The following is a 17256-nucleotide window of genomic DNA, read 5'->3' as shown; positions in this document are numbered from 1 at the left end:
CTCTTTGAACTTTGAAACGTCCGTTACATTTGTATCGCTGTTGCATAGCTGTCTTCACTGGTAGGGTCGGCAGAGCGCGGTTCGTCCATCGAACGCCACGCGTGCACGTAGCCGTTCACCCGAATCCTTCATCCGGATCTTCATGCCAGACACTCTCAAGCGGCTGTTTGCGTCGAAAGGGCTGTTCCGCGCTTTCGCGGCGCTGGTGCTCGCACTCGGTGCGCTGCACTTGTTCAGCGGAATCGCCGACAACATGGACTTCAATCGCAGCATTTCGTTTTTCATCCAACGCCCCGACGGTTTCGATTCGTTGTTTCCCGTCGCGGGAAGCGACGAAGCGCATCGGCTATTTCTGACTTACTGGCATGACAAATGGGTTTTCCGGCCGCGGCTGTTTGAACGGCCGGCGCTCTTCACGCTGTCGTCATACAAGATCTATCTCTTCGCCCAGTCTCTTTTCGTCCGTCTGCTTAATGGCGGCACGCACGATTACTCGCTTATCATCGGCTCACTCATTTCGCGCGCGATTTATTTCGGCTCGTTCCTGACGCTGTTCGTGCAAACGCGCCGGACCGAAAACTTGCTCGTCTCGTGGGTCTTCATGGCGCTCGCCGGTGTGCTGGCGCTTTCCTCCGAGTTCTCTGCGTTTTTCAACACCTTCTTCGAAGACCAGCTCGTCATCATCTTTCTGCCGGTTCTTGCGCTGATTGTCTACTGCATCGACCGGTCCAGGCAGGGGCAACGCGCGCTAAGGTGGAGCGCGCTTGGCTTAGCCACATTCATCGGCGCGGCGAAGACCGCCTACTTTCCGCTGCCGTTGATCGTCGCGCCATTTGTGCTTCCGCTGTACGCGGGAAGACGCGCTGCTTTGAAAGCTGCCGCCGTGATGGCGCTTTGCCTGTGCATCACGGTGTTGCCGGTGTTTTCAGGCGCATTCAAGGGCGTCAACCAGTATCATGCGCTCTACGCGGGCGCGCTGACTGTGCTGAGCCAGGACGAAGCCGCGAGCATCGGGCACATCGGCGATAAGCCCGTGCTCAAGGAGTGCATCCAGGTCGTTGCTTTTGACCCGAAGGGACTGTCGTGTCTCGAACGCGCTCATTCGACCTATTTCGACGTGCTGCGGCTCGTGGCGCTGAAGCCGGCGATCGTCCCGCGCGTCATCGGTGCGATGTTCGAAGCGGGCAACGACATTCGCATCGGCTACCTAGGCACGACGATGGAACACACCGGCAACTTCATGTATGTGCCGGTATTTGCTTGGTGGCGCGACCTATACGTGCATCATGTGAACTGCGCGGTGCTGGGCTCACTGTTCGTGTCGATAATATTGATTGCACGGTTTCGCAAGACGGAGCGGGCAGGCCGTCTTGCTTTGCTGAAGGTGTCGTGTCTGCTGGCGCTCTTCGGCTTCGCGTGCTACGCGACGACATTCGGCGATGGCCTCGCGGACAGTACCCGGCATCTGATCGCTGCGAGCTATGCACTATCCTTATCGGCGGTACTCTTCGTGCCGGGCGTGATTGCGCTGCTTGCACGCCACAGCGCAAGTGTGAGTCCGGACGGTTCCGCGCGGACCGTTCAGCCTGTCTGATTTTCCCGATTCCCTCGATCCGGATTCGAAGTTGATGCAACTCGTGTTGCTTTACTCCCTCTTTGCCGCCATCGCAACGGTCGCCAACATCGGTGCGCAGGACCTGCCACGCCCGTCTACGACGGTCCGTACCACATTCTGTTATCCGTGTTTATCGGCACGGGCGTCGGCCTTGCCCTGAAGTATCTGTTCGACAAGAAATGGATCTTTCGCTTCAAGGCAGCGCGTCACGACGCGATCATGTTCACGCTCTATGTGACGATGGGCCTCGTCACGACCGCAATCTTCTGGGGCGTCGAGTTCGGCTTCAACCACGTCTTCGGGACCGCCGAAATGCCCCTATGTGGGCGGTTGCATCGGTATCGCAATCGGGTACGTCATCAAGTACCGTCTGGACAAGCGCTATGTCTTCCGCACCTTCTCCCGCGCCTAAAGCGAAGCGCGCTTGAACAGGAAGCGCGGCACGTTCCGGATGATCAGCATAATCCCCCACCAGAACCACGGCGTATAAAGCACGTCCTTCTTCCTGTCGATTCCGCGCACGATGTCCTTCGCGACTATCTCCGGTGTCGCGACGAGCGGCCCGGGCAACGGCAGCCCCGCAGTCATTGGCGTGGCGACGAAGCCGGGTTTGATATCGACGACATGCACGCCGACCTTGAACAACCGCGCGCGCAAGCCTTCGAGAAACGCCTGCAACGCGGCCTTCGCGCTGCCATAAAGATAATTCGACGGACGCCCGCGATCGCCCGCCACCGATGAAATCACCGCGAGCGTGCCGTGCCGCTGCGCCTCAAGCCGATTGGCGATCGGCGTGATGAGCGCGATCAGCGAAAGCGCGTTGGTATGAAACTCGCGCACCGCGACGGCGGGATCGCTCTGGCAAGCCGCCTGGTCCGGCAGCGTGCCCGACGCAATCAGCACGATATCGATCGAATCCATCTGCGCGGCGCAGTCAGCGAGCATCGCGGCGTGATCGTCGAGCTTGTCGATATCGAGCCGATACACGGCGACCGAAGCCGCGCCCCGCGCCGTCAAATCGGCGGCGACCTGCTCCATGCGTTCCTGATTGCGCGCGACGAGAAAGAAGCGCGCGCCTTTCGCGGCCCATTCTCGCGCGCAGGCGATGGCGATAGCGGACGTGGCGCCCACGATGACGATGTTCTTCATAGGCCAGTCATTCGTTTCCAGAAATGCGACAGCATGGCCGGATCGCGAAGCGATTCGAGCGCCTGCCATCGGGGATAAGCGGCGCGGAAATCGGCGCCCGACATGTGCGCGTCCTTGGCCGGGTAGATGCGTCCGCCGGCATCGCGCACGATCGCGTCGAGCCCGTCGAAGAGCTGCGAATTACGCAATTCATGCTGCGGAAAGTCGAGCGCGAGCGAGGTGCCTTCCATCGGAAACGACAGCAGCCCCGGCGACGGAATGTTCCCGCAGCGCTTGAGCACCGCGAGAAACGAACCCGTGCCGCTCGATGAAATGCGATCGAGCATCGCGCGCACCGCATCGCGCGCGCTCGCTGCCGGCACGACGCACTGATACTGCTGAAACCCCTGCGGCCCGTAGATGCGGTTCCATTCGAGCAGACTGTCGAGCGGATAGAAATAGCCGTCGTAACCGACGCGCGAAAGCTCGATCGCGCGTCGCTGCTTCCGGTAGTACAGCTCGTTGAACGCGCGCAGCGTGAGGCCGTTGATGAGCGAAACGGGCGGCGTGAACGGCACGCGGCGCGTGTTGCGCTGTTCGACATCGAGCGAGCCGTGGATCGCGTGATCGCCCGCCATGAAGATGCCGCGCCCGAGCGCCGGTCCGCGGCTCGCGCAATCGACCCACGCGACGCAATACTCGTGCTTCGCGTCGTACTCTTCCGAGAGATCGAAGAACTCGTCGAGCTTGCCGAAGCGGATGCTCGTCACGTCGATGAGACTCGTGCGGATCGCCATCAGCGAGAACTCGGCCCACAGGATGAGTCCCGTCAGCCCGAGCCCGCCGATCGTCGCATTGAACATCTCCGTGTTCGATTCCGGCGAGCATTCGATGAACGTGCCGTCGCTGCGCGCGAGGCCGAACGCGCGCACATGCCGCCCGAACGTGCCGCGCACGTGATGGTTCTTGCCGTGCACGTCGTTGGCGATCGCGCCGCCCAGCGTCAGGTACTTCGTGCCCGGCGTGACCGGCAGCATCCAGCCGCGCGGCACCGCGAGCGCGAGAATCTGCTCGAACGTGATGCCGGGCTCGGCGCGCACGATGCCGCGCGTCCAGTCGGCGGCGATGATCCGGTCGAGCGCGAGCGTCTGAAAGACGTGATTCGAACTCGCGAGGCAGACGTCGCCGTAGCTTCGGCCATTGCCGAACGCGAGCGTCGTGCCGTGTTCGCGCTGCACGTCGCGCCATCGCGCCTGCGCTTCGTCGCGCCAGTGCGCGGCGTGCGCGGTCTGCGGCAGGCGCGGGTAGCGGCCCCAGGAGAGCAGTTCGCTCATCGGTCAGATCGCGAGCCAGAACGCGAAGCCGCAAAGCGCGACGACGAGCAGGCTGATCCGGTCGCGCGCCGCGAAGACGATGGGATCGTCGTTCATCTCGCCGCGATGCGCGATCAGCCACGTGCGGCTGACCCAGTAGAGCATGACGGGGCAGGCGAACCAGATGTATTGCGGATGCCGGTAGAGCGCCGCCGTGCGTTCGTCCTGGATGTACATCGCAAGCACGAGTACGGAGAGGTAGCCGGACGCAGTGCCGAGCGATGACACCACTGCAAGATCGCTCGACAGATAGCCGCGCCCGCGCGTCTTTTCGCCGCCGGCCTTGAGCGTCGCGTGCAATTCAGTGTAGCGTTTGACGAGCGCGAGGCTCAGGAAGAGGAACATCGAGAAAGCGAGCAGCCAGAACGTCAGATGCACGCTGATTGCGGCCGTGCCCGCGATGATGCGCAGCGTGTAGAGCGCGGCGAGCGTGACGACATCGACCATCACGTGACGCTTGAGCGTGAGCGAGTAGGCGAGCGTCAGCACGTAGTAACCGAGGAGCACCGCGTTGAAGCGCCAGGGCAGAAACGCAAGCGATATCGCGAACGCGGCGAGCAGGAGCACCGGACAGAGCCCGACTCCCCATGACAGCGGCATGGTGCCTGCGGCGAGCGGACGATTCTTCTTGACCGGATGATGGCGGTCGTCTTCGAGATCGATCAGATCGTTGAGCAGATACACGCTCGACGCACACAGCCCGAAAGCGAAGAATGCAAGCACGGCCGCGCCCACGAGTTCCGGCGAACCAAGCTTGTGGCCCGCGAGCAGTGGCACGAAGATCAGCAGGTTCTTGAGCCATTGATGCAGACGCAGCGCCTTCGCCCAGACCTTGTGCGAAGGCGGGCGATTCTCGAAAACCTGTTCGATGTTTTCGCCCTTGCCGGCGGCACGCACGACGCCCGCATGCGGATTCACCACGTAGGCGCGATCGGCCGCTTGCCATACGGCGATATCGTCGTGCGAATTGCCGACGTAGTCGAAACCTTTCTCGCCATATTCCGCGACGAGCCGGTCGCGCTTCTTGTGCGACGAAAGATTCACCTGCTCGTCTGTGGCGAATACGTGGTCGAAAATGCCGAGATGCTCCGCGATGCGATGCGCGAACGATTCGTGGCTGGCGGTGGCGAGCACGATGCTGCGGCCGGCGTCCCGCATTTCATGGAGCCATCGGACAAGCTGTGCGTTGTAGGGCAGCGTCGTGACATCGATGCTCACGTGCTCGGCAAGCCGCGACTTAAGCACGGACTTGCCTCCGCTGGAAAGCCATTGCAGCGGCTTGAGGAATTTCTGCGGTGACGATCTCAGGAAGGCGAATCCGCTCTCGACGAGAATGTCGGAGTGAATCAGCGTGCCATCGAGATCGACGACGATGGGCTTGCTCATTGGATTGGACGATCTGGCTGATCAGGTAAGCCCGGGGCGAGGCCGGAACTGGATCATGCGAATGCGACGGACCGTTCGACGCTCGCGAACGCTTCATTCGCGGCTGCGAGGTTATCACAACGGCAGAGCCAGCGGGCCCTGCGGTTGCCAGAACTCTGCGCCGAGCCCTCTGCGGGCGCATTCGGATGCGCCGTTCGGATTGCACAATTCGACGCAACGACTTATCCATGTGTTGTGTGCGCGATATTGGACACGGACATGTGTGTGCCGTCGTGAAGTCCGACGAAACTCGTCTTTGCGGACTCGCGCTTTTCATTCTTAACAAGCCCAGTCGCGTAGTCGTGTTTGATTTTCTGTTGAAATCAACTCGTTGCGTTCAATCGCCGTCTTCGCTCCGAATTCTGACCATTAAAATCCTCGCCGCCGAACCACGGACGAAGCATCAAGGCGCCACCTGAATCTCATAGGCGGACCGGACCGCTTGCAGTTCACTCGCCCGGCCAGACCGCTGCAATGCAGTGGTCGCAGAGCAGCTATCTTGATAAGCGATCCGAAACACTCATCGCGCTTGCGCGATCCCAAGCTTTCACCGATCGCGTCGATTCGCCACTGATGTGGCGATAGTTCCACTGCCCGTCAGAGCGCCCCGTCGAAGGAGCCAGCTCCGCTGTCTAAGGGCTCTCGCGCTGAAGTGTCGGGTACGCCTAACGTGAAATCGACGATCGAGCGAGGCTCGACCGGCTCAACCAGTCAATTTGCGCTTGGGGCGACGTACTGATGAATTCGCTCGTTGTGACGCTTCCGGAATCGAAGATCTCGATAACCGGATGGAAAGGCGCGCGCGTCACGCGCTCGATCGAGAGCTGCACCGGATCGTTCGTGCTAGAGATGACCGAGCGCTTTCCGGAAGAGGTCGATGAGGCTTCGCTGATTGGGGGGGCACCAATTCAGATCGCTATCGACGCGGACAATCTGTCGCTGACGGGGTACGTCGACACCGTCGAATACATCATCACGCCGCACGAGCATCTTGTCCGCGCGACCGGCCGCGGTAAATGCCAAGATCTGATCGACTGCTGCCTCGGCGACGGCAACGCAGAGCGCAGACCTTATCGTCGTGTTCACAACGCTTGGCGCGCAGACGTATATGCTTCCGAGCTTTAGCAAGACGATTAATCTCGCAACGACGGGTGCCGGCGGCATCGACACTGGTGCAGCTCCAGTGAGCGGATTCGTCGTGCTGTAGGTGATCTACAACCCGGCGACCGGAGCAAGCGCTCTGCTCGCAAAGAACGCAACGTCGGCGGTGCAACCGAACGTCTATGGCGGCGCAAACATGCCGGCCGGTTACACTGCGTCCGCACTGATATCCGTTTGACCGACAAATGGCAGTGGGCAGTTTGTAATCGGACAGCAGTGCGATCGAGAGTTAAACATTGCGACAAGCAATGTCATCACGACGTCAACGGTTCAGGCGTCACTGACATCGTTTTCTGCTGCGAGCGTCTTACCACCGAATGCGCGCACTTGTCGCGGAGATATGACTATCGGTTCGTCCTCTGCTACTGCGGGCACGAGTGGTGTGCTGTGTGGATCGGCAAACGAAATCGGGCGCCGGCGGTCGGGACAACGAGTCGGACCGCGGGCGCGACTGCTGTCACGTCTTTCCCTCACATCGCAATCCTGACGCCTCAAACTCTTTTTTATAGTGCGTCGGTGTCAACTGGAACGCTGAACTTTCTCATCAATATAACCGCCTACACGTTTTAAGGAATCCGCTATGGAGCTATTCGTTGCTTTTACTGACTCGACAGAGTCGGTGATCTGCGCATCGTTCGGTTGTGCGCAAGACGAAACCGTTGGCCATATCAGGGTCTCGTGTCGGATACTGACGAGCGGTGGACGTCATATGCTTCCGGGTTTCCGAAGGACACATTCGATTCAGTTGGCGCCCGACTGCTCGGAGGTATTGACGATCTCGGGCGCTGTGGACGTTCTTGCGCGAACGGTGTTTCGATAAGGATCGACAATCTTTCGGTTCAAGTACTCAAGTATTGCCGATAGTCCTATGACCAACGGGAGCGCAAGCCAGAATAGGGTCCAGCCGGTCGACTTCGTGGATAGCAAATGCTGGGTTGCGAAGGCGGCTTGGTAATGCAGCAGGTAAATAGGGTAGGACAGCCCTCCCACGTTACGATCGATCCATCGAAAACTGCGGCGTTCTGTGGAGCTTGCGATGAAGAAGAAAGCAACAGCGAATCCCGCCAAGTTCAGGTAGTAAGGCACCCTGGCTGCATCGAGCGGAAGATAGTGCAGTGAACAGATGAGCGAACCATAGGCCCCGGCCGCAAGAAGTGAGCCGGCACTGTTGATCAGCAACTTATATTTCTGGACTGCAAAATAGAGGCATATGCCAATTCCATAAGGCAAGGTTGCTGCCGGTACTGCATAGATTCGCTCATTCACATCGCGGAACATGATGAGATGGAACAGGGCGCCCGCGAGCAGGCAAATGATGCCGGTCTTTACGTTTCTCGCGGCACCCAATGCCAGCACGATATACATGGCGAATTCAACTGCCAGTGCCCATGCCGGGGGTACTACATGCGAGACGCTCTGCGTTCCCGCCACGGGAAAGTCGGGCCGCCAATACCAATTCGCAGCCAGGCCGATCCACGAATACCACGAATCAGGAAGGGTGAAGTTTCGGTGGAACGCCTCGGCAAGTGCGGGCGCGATGCAGATAAGTAACACCGACATTCCGGCCGCGACCCAGTACATCGGGTATAGCCTCAGAAACCGATTCATGAAGAACCGAATGAACCCCTCGACGCCAAAGCCATAATTTCGATGAAGCGTTGCGGTCATCAGGTAGCCGCTGATTAGGAAGAACGTCGATACGGCATACGTCGCCGTAAGGTCGGTCCATCGTCCCAGGTGGGCCGCCATGACAATTAAAGCTAAGAAGGTGCGTATTGCTCCAAGCATTTTGATTTGTCGATTCGAGAAGGCGCAATCTTATATGGCTGATCGCGCCCATTTTCCCATATCGATGATCACGGTCCGTTCGTGCCTATTAAGCTGGCAACGATCGGGCGTAGAACGGCCTCTGTATTCGCCGCCTTGTATGCATACCCGGCATCGGTAGGGTGAGTCAGATCATCGCTCAGCCATGACAGCCAATTTGGAAGTCTCTGAAACGCGTCGAACTGGGCGACAAGCGGCGCATTGATTTGTGCGGACATCTGCCTCAAGACATACATGTAGCCAAAAATGGGCGCGCTCGGGTCAGTCTGCACGCCATTCACTGGATTTGGCTCTTGGAAAACGCAGGTTTTGCCATTACTGCGAGCACTCTGGCAGAGCGGGGACATGTCTGCCCAATATTCATCGACGGACTCGCTTGGAACACCAGCCTTCGGCCTGGCAGCGTAGTAGCGATCTTTGAGCGCGAAATTGAAGACGACAATCTTTGCAGGGCTCGCCGCCATAACCTGTGAGAACGGTGGATGAACCCGGTCCGTTCTGCCACACATAGCCGGTAACCATAGGCCTGCATTGACGTGTCCTCCGCGCCGACGGGTGTTCCGGGATTTTGACTGATATGTGGCAGCAGGCCGCTTTTCGGATCGCCCGCGATCCGGTACGGGTCCACGCGCGCACCTTCCTTGAGGCTAATGGGCATGAAGCCGGCCATCGATTCATCGTATTTGAGCCGCGACTCGCGCCCCTGCACGTAGCGCACACCAGAGAGCAGCATGAGTTCGCCATCGTAGCTCGCATCGACGAAAATTTGGGCCGAATACTTCCTGCCTTGTTCGGTTGTGATGCCGACAATTTTCCTGTCCCGGACCTCTACCTTCTTGATGACAGACTGATATTCGATCTCGATGTTCGGCTGGCTCGCAAGCATGCTCTTGAAGCTGCTTTCTGCGACATGCGGCTCATGCCGAGTGCCTCCGAGCGTCCACGTCGCGCCGTAGTGCTGCTCGACGGCGTGCGTGAACTGGCCCGCGAAACCACTCATCGCCCACAGGAATTCCTGCGGATAGGCGTCGGTGACGCTAATACCGCTTGTGACCATTCCGCCGAGATGTTTGTACGGTGCGAGAATCAGCGCCTTCTTGCCGAGCTTGGCTGCCGCGATCGCGGCGGAGATGCCCGACGGCGTTGTTCCATACACGATGATGTCCGCCGTCGACGGAGTCGAAAAAGCCGCGCCGCCCGCCGTCGCGACGGCGAAAGTAAGCGACGCGCCGCACGCACGAAACGCGAGACGAAGTCGGGGACGCGAATCGTGTGCTCGCACTTTCTTGCTCACCATTGTTGATGAAAAAGCTTCAACACTTGTGAAAGTGGTGCGCATCTTCATCGGCTTTATAAAGAGCCATCGAGCGCTGTCTTAGATGCTGCTCAGACGTACAGCACTTGGGTGATTCATGTGGTTTTGGCTTAGACGCTGAAAGAAGAGGTCCGCCCCGTTTAGGACGGATGTATCTCCGATGAGAACGCGAGCGGGGGCGCAGGATGCCTGGCGCCAAGAAAACCCCGACGCGCGGCTGGGCAAATGGCTAGATGAATCCGAGCGCCATGCAAACGCTCGATCTCATTGTGGGCGATGCGCGGCGAAATTCGAGTAGGCTAGGGGAAATCATGTATTTTCCTTCTGTTCGACCGGCCCGTGGCGCTCAGCAATCGTCGGTCCCCGCTGCCGATCTCTGCTCGTCACCCGGCATGATCGGAGCAAGCGTGGGATCGAAATCCCCGCAGGTTCGGTAGGAGGCAGACAACGGCCAACGATTCGTTGAGCCTCTTGGAGTATCGGGTCTTCGCCGGTTGCCAAATCTTCATAGCTGGGACCGTTGGGGTCGTTGGACTTGCTTTTCAGGAAGTCTTGCGTGAAGTCAAGACTTTCAGGCTCCCATCGGAGCGGAGGCGTCGCCGAACTCGCGCGCAAGCTCGGGCAACGTCTCGGCAAACCGGCGCGTCTCGTGCCGGTGCCGTGGGACTCTTACGCGGCCTCGGGCGTCTGACGGGCAAGACCGCGCAGATCGATCGGCTGACCGGCAGCCTGCGCCTCGATTCGAGCCGCATCGCGAGACGCTCGGCTGGCAAGCGCCCATGTCGCTCGAAAAAGGCCTTGCCGCAACCGCCGCGTGGTTTCGCTCGACGCACGGCGGGTAATGCATGCCACTTTCAGCGCCTGGGCGTCGGGCGCATGCCGAGCTTCCATTTGATCTTGCGCGCAAGTGTCTTGAGCGCAAGGTGTTCCGGATAGCGCCGCACGCTCCCGGGCAGGTTCAGCGCATGCGGCTTGCGTTCGCTGACCGCGGGTTTTTCTATGACGATGAACTGATCGTCACCCCGGTTTGCGCAACTGAAGTTCATGTCTTCGAGAAAGCCCGTGATGAACGAGAAGTCCCAGAGATGCCATGCAAATTCGGCGTTATGCGCAACCACTTGAAAGCCGCAGTGCTCGACTATCTGGCGCATCTCGTTCATGGTGAATTCGCGGAAATGCCAGTCGTACATCATCGGCGGCTGCTCGCGCAATACCTGCATCAGCGACCACAGGCTCGCGGCGTTCGGCGTCGAAATCAGTGCCCGGCCGCCAACGCGCAGAACACGAAACACTTCTTCCAGAAAATAGAAGATGCCGTCGAGCGTCGTGGCCTGCTGATAGCGAATATCCGAAATATGTTCGATGACTTCGAGACACACGACGTTATCGACTGAGCCGTCAGGGAAAGGCATCGGCGTATGGCGCAGGTCGTGATGCGTGCCGACCACCTGTGCATTCGGGAAGAAGGACCAGACGACCTTCGCAGTCAGATAATCCAGACTGCCGATTTCGACGCAATAGCCCTGATGCAGCCCGAAGGCGTTCATATAGCCGATCGAGAGCGCCATGCGCCGCGCATCGAAATTACTGCCGCCGCCGCCGATACCGAGCGTCGCATCGGCCGACGCGATAAGGTGATTTACTCGATCAATTGTTTCCGGATCGGCATATGCTGAATCGAAAAGCTGCACATTCGCGGTCGTATGCAAGGCTAGCGCTCCTTGTCAGGACGTTTGCAATTCGGGATGACCTTGCCAGATCTTACCGAGAATGAGAACGCATTCGTGTTTTTTTTACGAAGAGGACCAAGGTGCTCCCATCGCTTTTTTGCAATCTTCAGAGAGAAGAAAAAGTAAATCCCTTGCGCATTCTCGTATCCTATGAAGTTTTGCTGAACTTGTTCGGGCGGCGTTCCGTCCCGTCGTCGAGTCAACCCCGACACCTTGCATGTTGCTTCCATTTCTGTGAGACATCGCCGCGTCTTTCCGCGATGTCGGTCGCGCTTTTGGCGTCCGCCGCATGCGCGCTGATTCTCCGCACGCTCATCCGCACGGGCCTCGCCTGGGGCCTCGTCACCGATATCCCCAACGAGCGTTCGCTGCACGAACGGCCCACGCCGCGCGGCGGCGGTTATTTATAAGCCCAACCGGAAAGGTGCGAAAACTCGAAAGGCATACCAAAATCGCGAGCTTTCCATCGGAATTCGCGCTCCGAAGCTCCTAATATCCTATCTACCTATCCGCGTCACCGACGCATCGACCTGAGTGCATCGCACTCCATTTGTTTCAAGCCTCGCGCTCGATGAGCGCAATCTTCTTGTCCGGCAGCTTTGCTGCCCACCAAGCTCGCCACGTCTTGCGGAAACTGAGTCCTATCAGAACCGCGTGAACGCTAGCCTTTCCAGCAAAACGCAAAACCTCATCGACTGAGAACAACCTCGCACGGACAGTGCGAACGTCTACTTTCCTTTCGTCTCCGGCAATCACGCCAAGCCTGACTCACGCGGTCCCACATCGAGGCGACCGTGATGAACAAGCTCTCGAGACGGGAAATCACTTGCACCATGAGTGCGGATTTCTTGATCTCTTTCTGTCGGCCCGCGCAGCCGAAAACAAAATGCGCAACAAGAATTGCTTGGCTCGACAGGCTTTTGCCTGCGGTCAAGTAGCCGGACTTCGGATTCGTCCGGAGTAGGGATCATCGGGTCGCAGTGCTTCCCTGCGCCGGGTGAATCGAAAATCTGATCTCTAAGATCCCGGAAAGCAAAGCGTGCAGTATTCCAACCACCCCGGGACGTTCTTTTGATAGGTGAGAACGTCGCCTTTCGGATCACAGCCGTGAAAATTCAACTCAACTTCTCGACGCTGTTGGACAACGCCGGGCTGCCACAGCGGCTCACGAAAGAACTCACCGAACTCTTTCAACACCACCTATCCAAAGCACACAGCAAGACCCGCGTGACCTCGAACGCGATTTCCATCAAGACCCAAACGTACCGCGTGCGCCATCTCATCGCCGGCTTTCGCGAGCTACGGAAGGGCGGCTTCGCGCTTCAGTCGCCGTGGAACCTCTCGGAAAAGCACATCGCCTATCTCGTTAAGCTTTGGGTCACCGAGAAGGAACAGGCGCCAGGCACCGTCGAAAACAAGCTCACCTACTGGCGCACCCTCGCCGCGTGGATGAAAAAGCACCAACTCGTAGGAACCGTTGATGACTACATCAAGCGGCCCGACGGATACCGCCGGTACTACGTGGCGCAGGAAGACAAATCGTGGGAAGCGGCCAACGTCGACGTCAATGACACGATCTCTCGACTTTGCGAGTGTGATCGCTGGGTCGCAATCCAAGTCGAGTTGCAGGCCACCTTTGGGCTGCGCGCACAGGAAAGCATGCGCTTGCGTCCCCTGCAGTGTTTGCGCGTATCAGGCCACCTGCATGTCATCGACGGCACGAAGGGTGGGCGGCCCCGGCTCGTGCCGATTGATGCCGAGTGGCAATATGAAGTTCTGATCCGCGCGGCAAGGCTTGCCAACCCACGCACGGGGTCGATGATTCCAGAGCCGTGGTCGTTAAAGAAGTGGTATCGCCATTTCTACCATGTCCTGCAAAAAGAGGGCATTTCCCGCGGCGGCTTGGGCGTCACGGTGCATGGACTACGCCATGCGTACCTCCAGAGAATGTACGAGCAAATTACCGGGGTACCGGCACCCATCAAGCGGGCCGACCATCGGCCCGATCCAGAGCTTCATCAGCGGGCCATGCAACAGTTAGTGGAAGCCGCTGGACATAGTCTCGCAGCAAAGGCAACGGCATACATCTCGACATTTGCGACAGCCGAGCGCCTATCGCGACCCGTGACCACGCCCGAACAGGTGATCGCCGCCCTTAAGGGCGCGAATGGCGTCAAATCGGAAGCCGCCAAGCGCTTGAAAATCTCGAGGCAAGCGCTTTATCGCCTTCTCGCGAAGTGCGGCCCTTTGCAATTCGCCACAACCGCGGTTACCGCCGTCGAGCATGCAGTGCCAGCACCATTTTGCCCTGATTCCAGGCTGACCGAACGTGGCGATGCGTCGCTCGACGATCCTGTGTGTGGTCAACTGTCGTTACTCGGCGATCTGCCAGACTGACATATACAATTCTTGAAAAGTCGATGGTTGTTGCGAGGCTGGCAAGGGTAGCGTCGGCCATCTCGGCCGGCGTTCTCGACCATGCAAGCTCATTCTCTTCAAAGCGTTCGATCCCGCATGTAATCGGTGGTTCAATGCGTAACATCGTCGCTCAACGGGTTCGACAGACCTTTTCCCATCGTCGTCATCTTTGTGAGAACCCGCACCGCTTTCATGAACCGGTCGACCGTAAAGCAAAGTTGCTGACGCGCAATCGCTCGCTCATTGACAGACGCTGAATGCTCTCGTCTATCGCGCCGTGCACGCGGCAACGGAGTGCGCCCAATACGCAGCCAGCGCGGAACGTCCGGCGTGAGTTAAGCATTCTTCACGACACCGCGAACGGGCGGCTCGACGACGAACGCTATCCGGACAGCGCTCGTAATGCAGAATGAGTGCGTCGCACTGTTCTCATTTCTCCGCTGGCCGCAAACCGGAATCCTTGCAAAATTCGTTCGATCCGAATGTCTCCCTCGGTCAAACGGTCGCGATAGAAGTACCCGATGCCCGGTCCAAGCCGGTGTGCCGATTAGAAGCGGCGAGCTAGGCCATATCATGATATAGGCCGAAACGGGGAAAGAGGCACAAAATCGTATCTCTTTCCGGCTCCGGACGCGCTCAAAATGTGTTATGGCAGAAAGAATCCGCGCGACGAAACGCACTGGTGTGAAAATATCTCGCGTGCCGGTTTTTGTCACGCGTCTCTGCCGGAGGAAAATTCAAATCAGGCGGATGGGTGAAACCAAAGCTTCTGCAGAAAATATCATGATATCTCTGGCGGGTGCGACCGGTTCGTGGGCATCCGCCGCGAGGCAGCTTACCGCTGGGTGGTGATTCGTTCAGTCTCGGCTACCGCTACGGCGTAGCCTTGCGCATGCCTCGAAGTCACAAAGCGCTTCAGTTCTTCGCGCCGACCGGTTGCTAACTATCCAGATCTCGTCGTTGCGACGGCACGCATCGACCGGAAACGCCCACCGATTATCGTACGTCCGCTCGCGGGGTCGCCCGCGGTGTCAGCGACGAAAGACCTATTGACGACCTTGTCATCTCCGGGTCTCGGTGCGCAAATCGACGGTCGCTGATATTGGTCGAGCAACTTCGACTAGCATCGTGCCCGAGCGCCTTGCTCCAACGAAATCAACACTACCCTTCGGCGCACGCGAGGCTGGCTTCCAAGGCTGTTGATAGCTCGGCGCAAGCGAAAAGCGAGCATCTGGCTAGTCTGTTCGGTTTCGCAATATCGCCCGGTGTTCCAAGGAAATCAACACGTTGCATCGGTGTCGCCACGTCGCCGTAGTTTTCGCGGTGACGAAAAGTGAAACGTTGGAGGAGTGAGGTTGAACTCGCAAAAGGGAGGTTGGGCGTAGAGGCGCCTGATTTCGGGTGTGTACCGACTAAAGGCTTTCTCTCAGTTATGCGCGGATGTTCGTGAGCAACGTCAGTTGCGCCTTTACAGAGACGAACCCAGGGCCTTGGCGAGTTGCGCCAAGGCCGGCGCCGGCGTTCGAGCCCTCGCGCAAGCGAAACATGACCACGTGGTTCACAAAATCAGTTTCGCAATATTCCGGACATTTCCCCAAAAAATCAACCATTTATATCGGTTGGTATCGACGAAAAAGTGAAGCTCTCCGGACGCAACTTTTCCGTGATGCCGGTTAAACAGTGCAGTGGGAGATAGAGCGAGAAGGCGGAAGGGTTTTGGCGGCGAAGCAGCTGCTTGCTACCTCGCAACGATCGTCCAGTTCGTCGATTACGCGATGCGTAGACTACCGTAAAGTCTACGGGGACTTTCGGTGACGCATAACCGCTTTCTGGATCCTACGCTCCCGTAATGGCGCAGCGGACAACGGAAGCGGACTGGGTAGAGAAGCTTATAGCCACCGTTGCAAGGCACGCTGCCCGCTCAACTCGACGCCCCGCGTAACATTTTGATCGCGAAAAAGTTGAAAGACGATGTTTTTTATACGTCTTTCGCTAAAGCAATGCAAATATCTCTTAGACCGTCGCCACAAGTCGCTCATTCGCGCTATGAATATGCGATCATCCAGATGCTGAACGAAAGGAGACCAAATGAAAAGCTCAAAAAGGCCATATCGCTTGATAAGCCGTCGCAGTTGTTTATTGCTTGCGAGAAACTACCAAGAAGGACTCAACGAAGGGAAGTGGAAGACGCAACTCGGCGCGTTAAGCACGTTACGCGTAAGTCAGGGAGATTTGTCGTTGGCATTGCAGCTTCAAGGTTTGCCCAATGAAGTTCTTGACCTATTTGATGACCGCATTGGAATCAGCAGCCACACCGTTCGAGTGATTCGCCACACAATCATTCATGATGGGATCAAAACGGTGCTCGCTCGCATCCGGCAGAGCGGGGCGACCAATGCAAAGCATTCGAATAAGACAGTATTGAAGATCGTCAAAGGGGAAGCACTGAAATCCAAGAAAATGCTGCGCTGGTCGGGACAGGACCCCGTAAAAATCGCGGCCCGCGCGCTTGATCTGCCTAAAAACATCTCAGACCGCTATCACCTCGGGGTGACGAATGGAGAGTGGGCAAGTTTCAGTGCATGTGCGAAGGCGCTCGGGATATCGAGACGGAATGTTAGCGTCGCCGTTTCGATCCGGGAGCTTCCCGACCCAGTTCGCCATCTGTTCTATGAGAAGGACCTAACGTTTGCGGTTGGGAAGCGACTTCTCGCGCTGAAGGACGAACTAGGACTCGACGAGATGCTTGTGCGGGCACGCAGCGTGGAGTCTATGTTCGACGCGAGCGGCCGGACGGCGGCAAACATCCTCGCTGAGCTCAACGCGGAGAATATCCGCCCATCGACTTTTACCCGTGTACGCATTAAGAAAGGAAGAGGCCGGAATCGACTGGTGATCGAATGTAAAGATTCGGAGCTTCTCTGGAAGTACCGCGCTGAGATCGAGAAGTCGATCAGCAGAGTTCTGAAAAAGCGGATTACTGATGCCCAACTTGTTGAGCTGATGCGGGAATTTGGTGGCCTTTTCAATAAAACTCTCCTCGCCCGCTTGCCCAGTACATTCGCGCCCCGTCCCTCCTGAAGATCACATTAAGCGATGCGTTGGGCGACGTGTCTCGCATGCTTCGGACGACAATCGTCGATCTTGAGTGTCTGCCGATGATGGCCGCAACGATGCCCGATAGCCATCGCCCGGATCATCGCTCAACTATCGCGACCAGACGCTCATAACATCCCGGTCTGCAGAGCGTGTCAATGCGTGGAC

At 58.2% G+C, this 17256-nt stretch carries 11 protein-coding genes and 2 pseudogenes; 7 read left to right on the top strand and 6 right to left on the bottom strand.

What is annotated here, in order from left to right:
• Nucleotides 1-142: 142 nt before the first annotated feature.
• On the top strand, nt 143-1594 hold the full coding sequence (locus LDZ23_RS10805) for a hypothetical protein (RefSeq protein ID WP_244807539.1): 1452 nt from the start codon (nt 143-145) through the stop codon (nt 1592-1594).
• A gap of 147 nt (nt 1595-1741) precedes the next feature.
• Nucleotides 1742-1882: pseudogene (locus tag LDZ23_RS10800) on the top strand (GtrA family protein); the annotation flags it as partial.
• A gap of 141 nt (nt 1883-2023) precedes the next feature.
• On the opposite strand, the gene LDZ23_RS10795 reads toward LDZ23_RS10800, so the two are convergent.
• The 3 genes from LDZ23_RS10795 to LDZ23_RS10785 are packed head-to-tail and all read right to left on the bottom strand — an operon-like array spanning nt 2024 to nt 5502.
• A complete protein-coding gene (locus LDZ23_RS10795; protein WP_244807538.1) occupies nt 2024-2764 on the bottom strand; it encodes an SDR family oxidoreductase in 741 nt (246 codons plus the stop codon).
• Nucleotides 2761-4077 carry an FAD-binding oxidoreductase gene (locus LDZ23_RS10790; RefSeq protein WP_244807537.1) on the bottom strand — a complete coding sequence of 439 codons (1317 nt, stop codon included), beginning with the start codon at nt 4075-4077 and terminating at the stop codon, nt 2761-2763. The genes LDZ23_RS10795 and LDZ23_RS10790 overlap by 4 nt, the downstream gene beginning before the upstream one ends.
• 3 nt (nt 4078-4080) lie before the next feature.
• Nucleotides 4081-5502, bottom strand: a complete 1422-nt coding sequence (locus LDZ23_RS10785) for a UbiA family prenyltransferase (RefSeq protein WP_244807536.1) — start codon at nt 5500-5502, stop codon at nt 4081-4083.
• A 777-nt stretch (nt 5503-6279) separates the two neighbouring features.
• Between LDZ23_RS10785 and LDZ23_RS10780 the strand changes: the two genes are divergently transcribed.
• Nucleotides 6280-6666, top strand: coding sequence for a phage baseplate assembly protein (locus tag LDZ23_RS10780; RefSeq protein ID WP_244807535.1), 387 nt, complete (start codon nt 6280-6282; stop codon nt 6664-6666).
• Between the two features lie 777 nt (nt 6667-7443).
• On the opposite strand, the gene LDZ23_RS10775 is transcribed toward LDZ23_RS10780, so the two are convergent.
• Together LDZ23_RS10775 and LDZ23_RS10770 are read right to left on the bottom strand one after the other, a co-directional pair.
• Entirely contained in the window at nt 7444-8490 is a 1047-nt protein-coding gene (locus LDZ23_RS10775) for an acyltransferase family protein (protein ID WP_244807534.1), read from the bottom strand.
• A gap of 316 nt (nt 8491-8806) precedes the next feature.
• Entirely contained in the window at nt 8807-9868 is a 1062-nt protein-coding gene (locus LDZ23_RS10770; protein WP_244807533.1) for an FAD-dependent oxidoreductase, read from the bottom strand.
• 571 nt (nt 9869-10439) lie between these two features.
• On the opposite strand from LDZ23_RS10770, the pseudogene LDZ23_RS10765 reads away from it, so the two are divergent.
• Nucleotides 10440-10686, top strand: a pseudogene (locus tag LDZ23_RS10765) (NAD-dependent dehydratase); the annotation flags it as partial.
• A gap of 12 nt (nt 10687-10698) precedes the next feature.
• Here the strand turns inward: LDZ23_RS10765 and LDZ23_RS10760 are convergent.
• Nucleotides 10699-11553 (bottom strand): methyltransferase domain-containing protein, encoded by an 855-nt coding sequence (locus tag LDZ23_RS10760; RefSeq protein WP_244807532.1) that lies wholly within the window; start codon nt 11551-11553, stop codon nt 10699-10701.
• A gap of 281 nt (nt 11554-11834) precedes the next feature.
• Here LDZ23_RS10760 and LDZ23_RS10755 point away from each other — a divergent pair, with 281 nt between their 5' ends.
• The 3 genes from LDZ23_RS10755 to LDZ23_RS10745 all read left to right on the top strand — a co-directional run bounded on the left by LDZ23_RS10755 (nt 11835) and on the right by LDZ23_RS10745 (nt 17073).
• Nucleotides 11835-11984 (top strand): hypothetical protein, encoded by a 150-nt coding sequence (locus tag LDZ23_RS10755; protein WP_425306884.1) that lies wholly within the window; start codon nt 11835-11837, stop codon nt 11982-11984.
• Between the two features lie 697 nt (nt 11985-12681).
• The gene (locus LDZ23_RS10750; protein ID WP_244807531.1) at nt 12682-13971 is read left to right on the top strand and encodes an integrase domain-containing protein; all 1290 of its coding nucleotides are present in this window, start codon (nt 12682-12684) and stop codon (nt 13969-13971) included.
• Nucleotides 13972-16080: 2109 nt separating this feature from the next.
• A complete protein-coding gene (locus LDZ23_RS10745; RefSeq protein ID WP_244807530.1) occupies nt 16081-17073 on the top strand; it encodes a ParB/RepB/Spo0J family partition protein in 993 nt (330 codons plus the stop codon).
• Nucleotides 17074-17256 lie beyond the last annotated feature (183 nt).

It is taken from the genome of Caballeronia zhejiangensis, from assembly GCF_022879815.1.
Lineage (GTDB): Bacteria > Pseudomonadota > Gammaproteobacteria > Burkholderiales > Burkholderiaceae > Caballeronia > Caballeronia zhejiangensis.
Note: the sequence above shows the minus strand (reverse complement) of the source record. Positions and strands in the feature narration are given on the sequence as shown.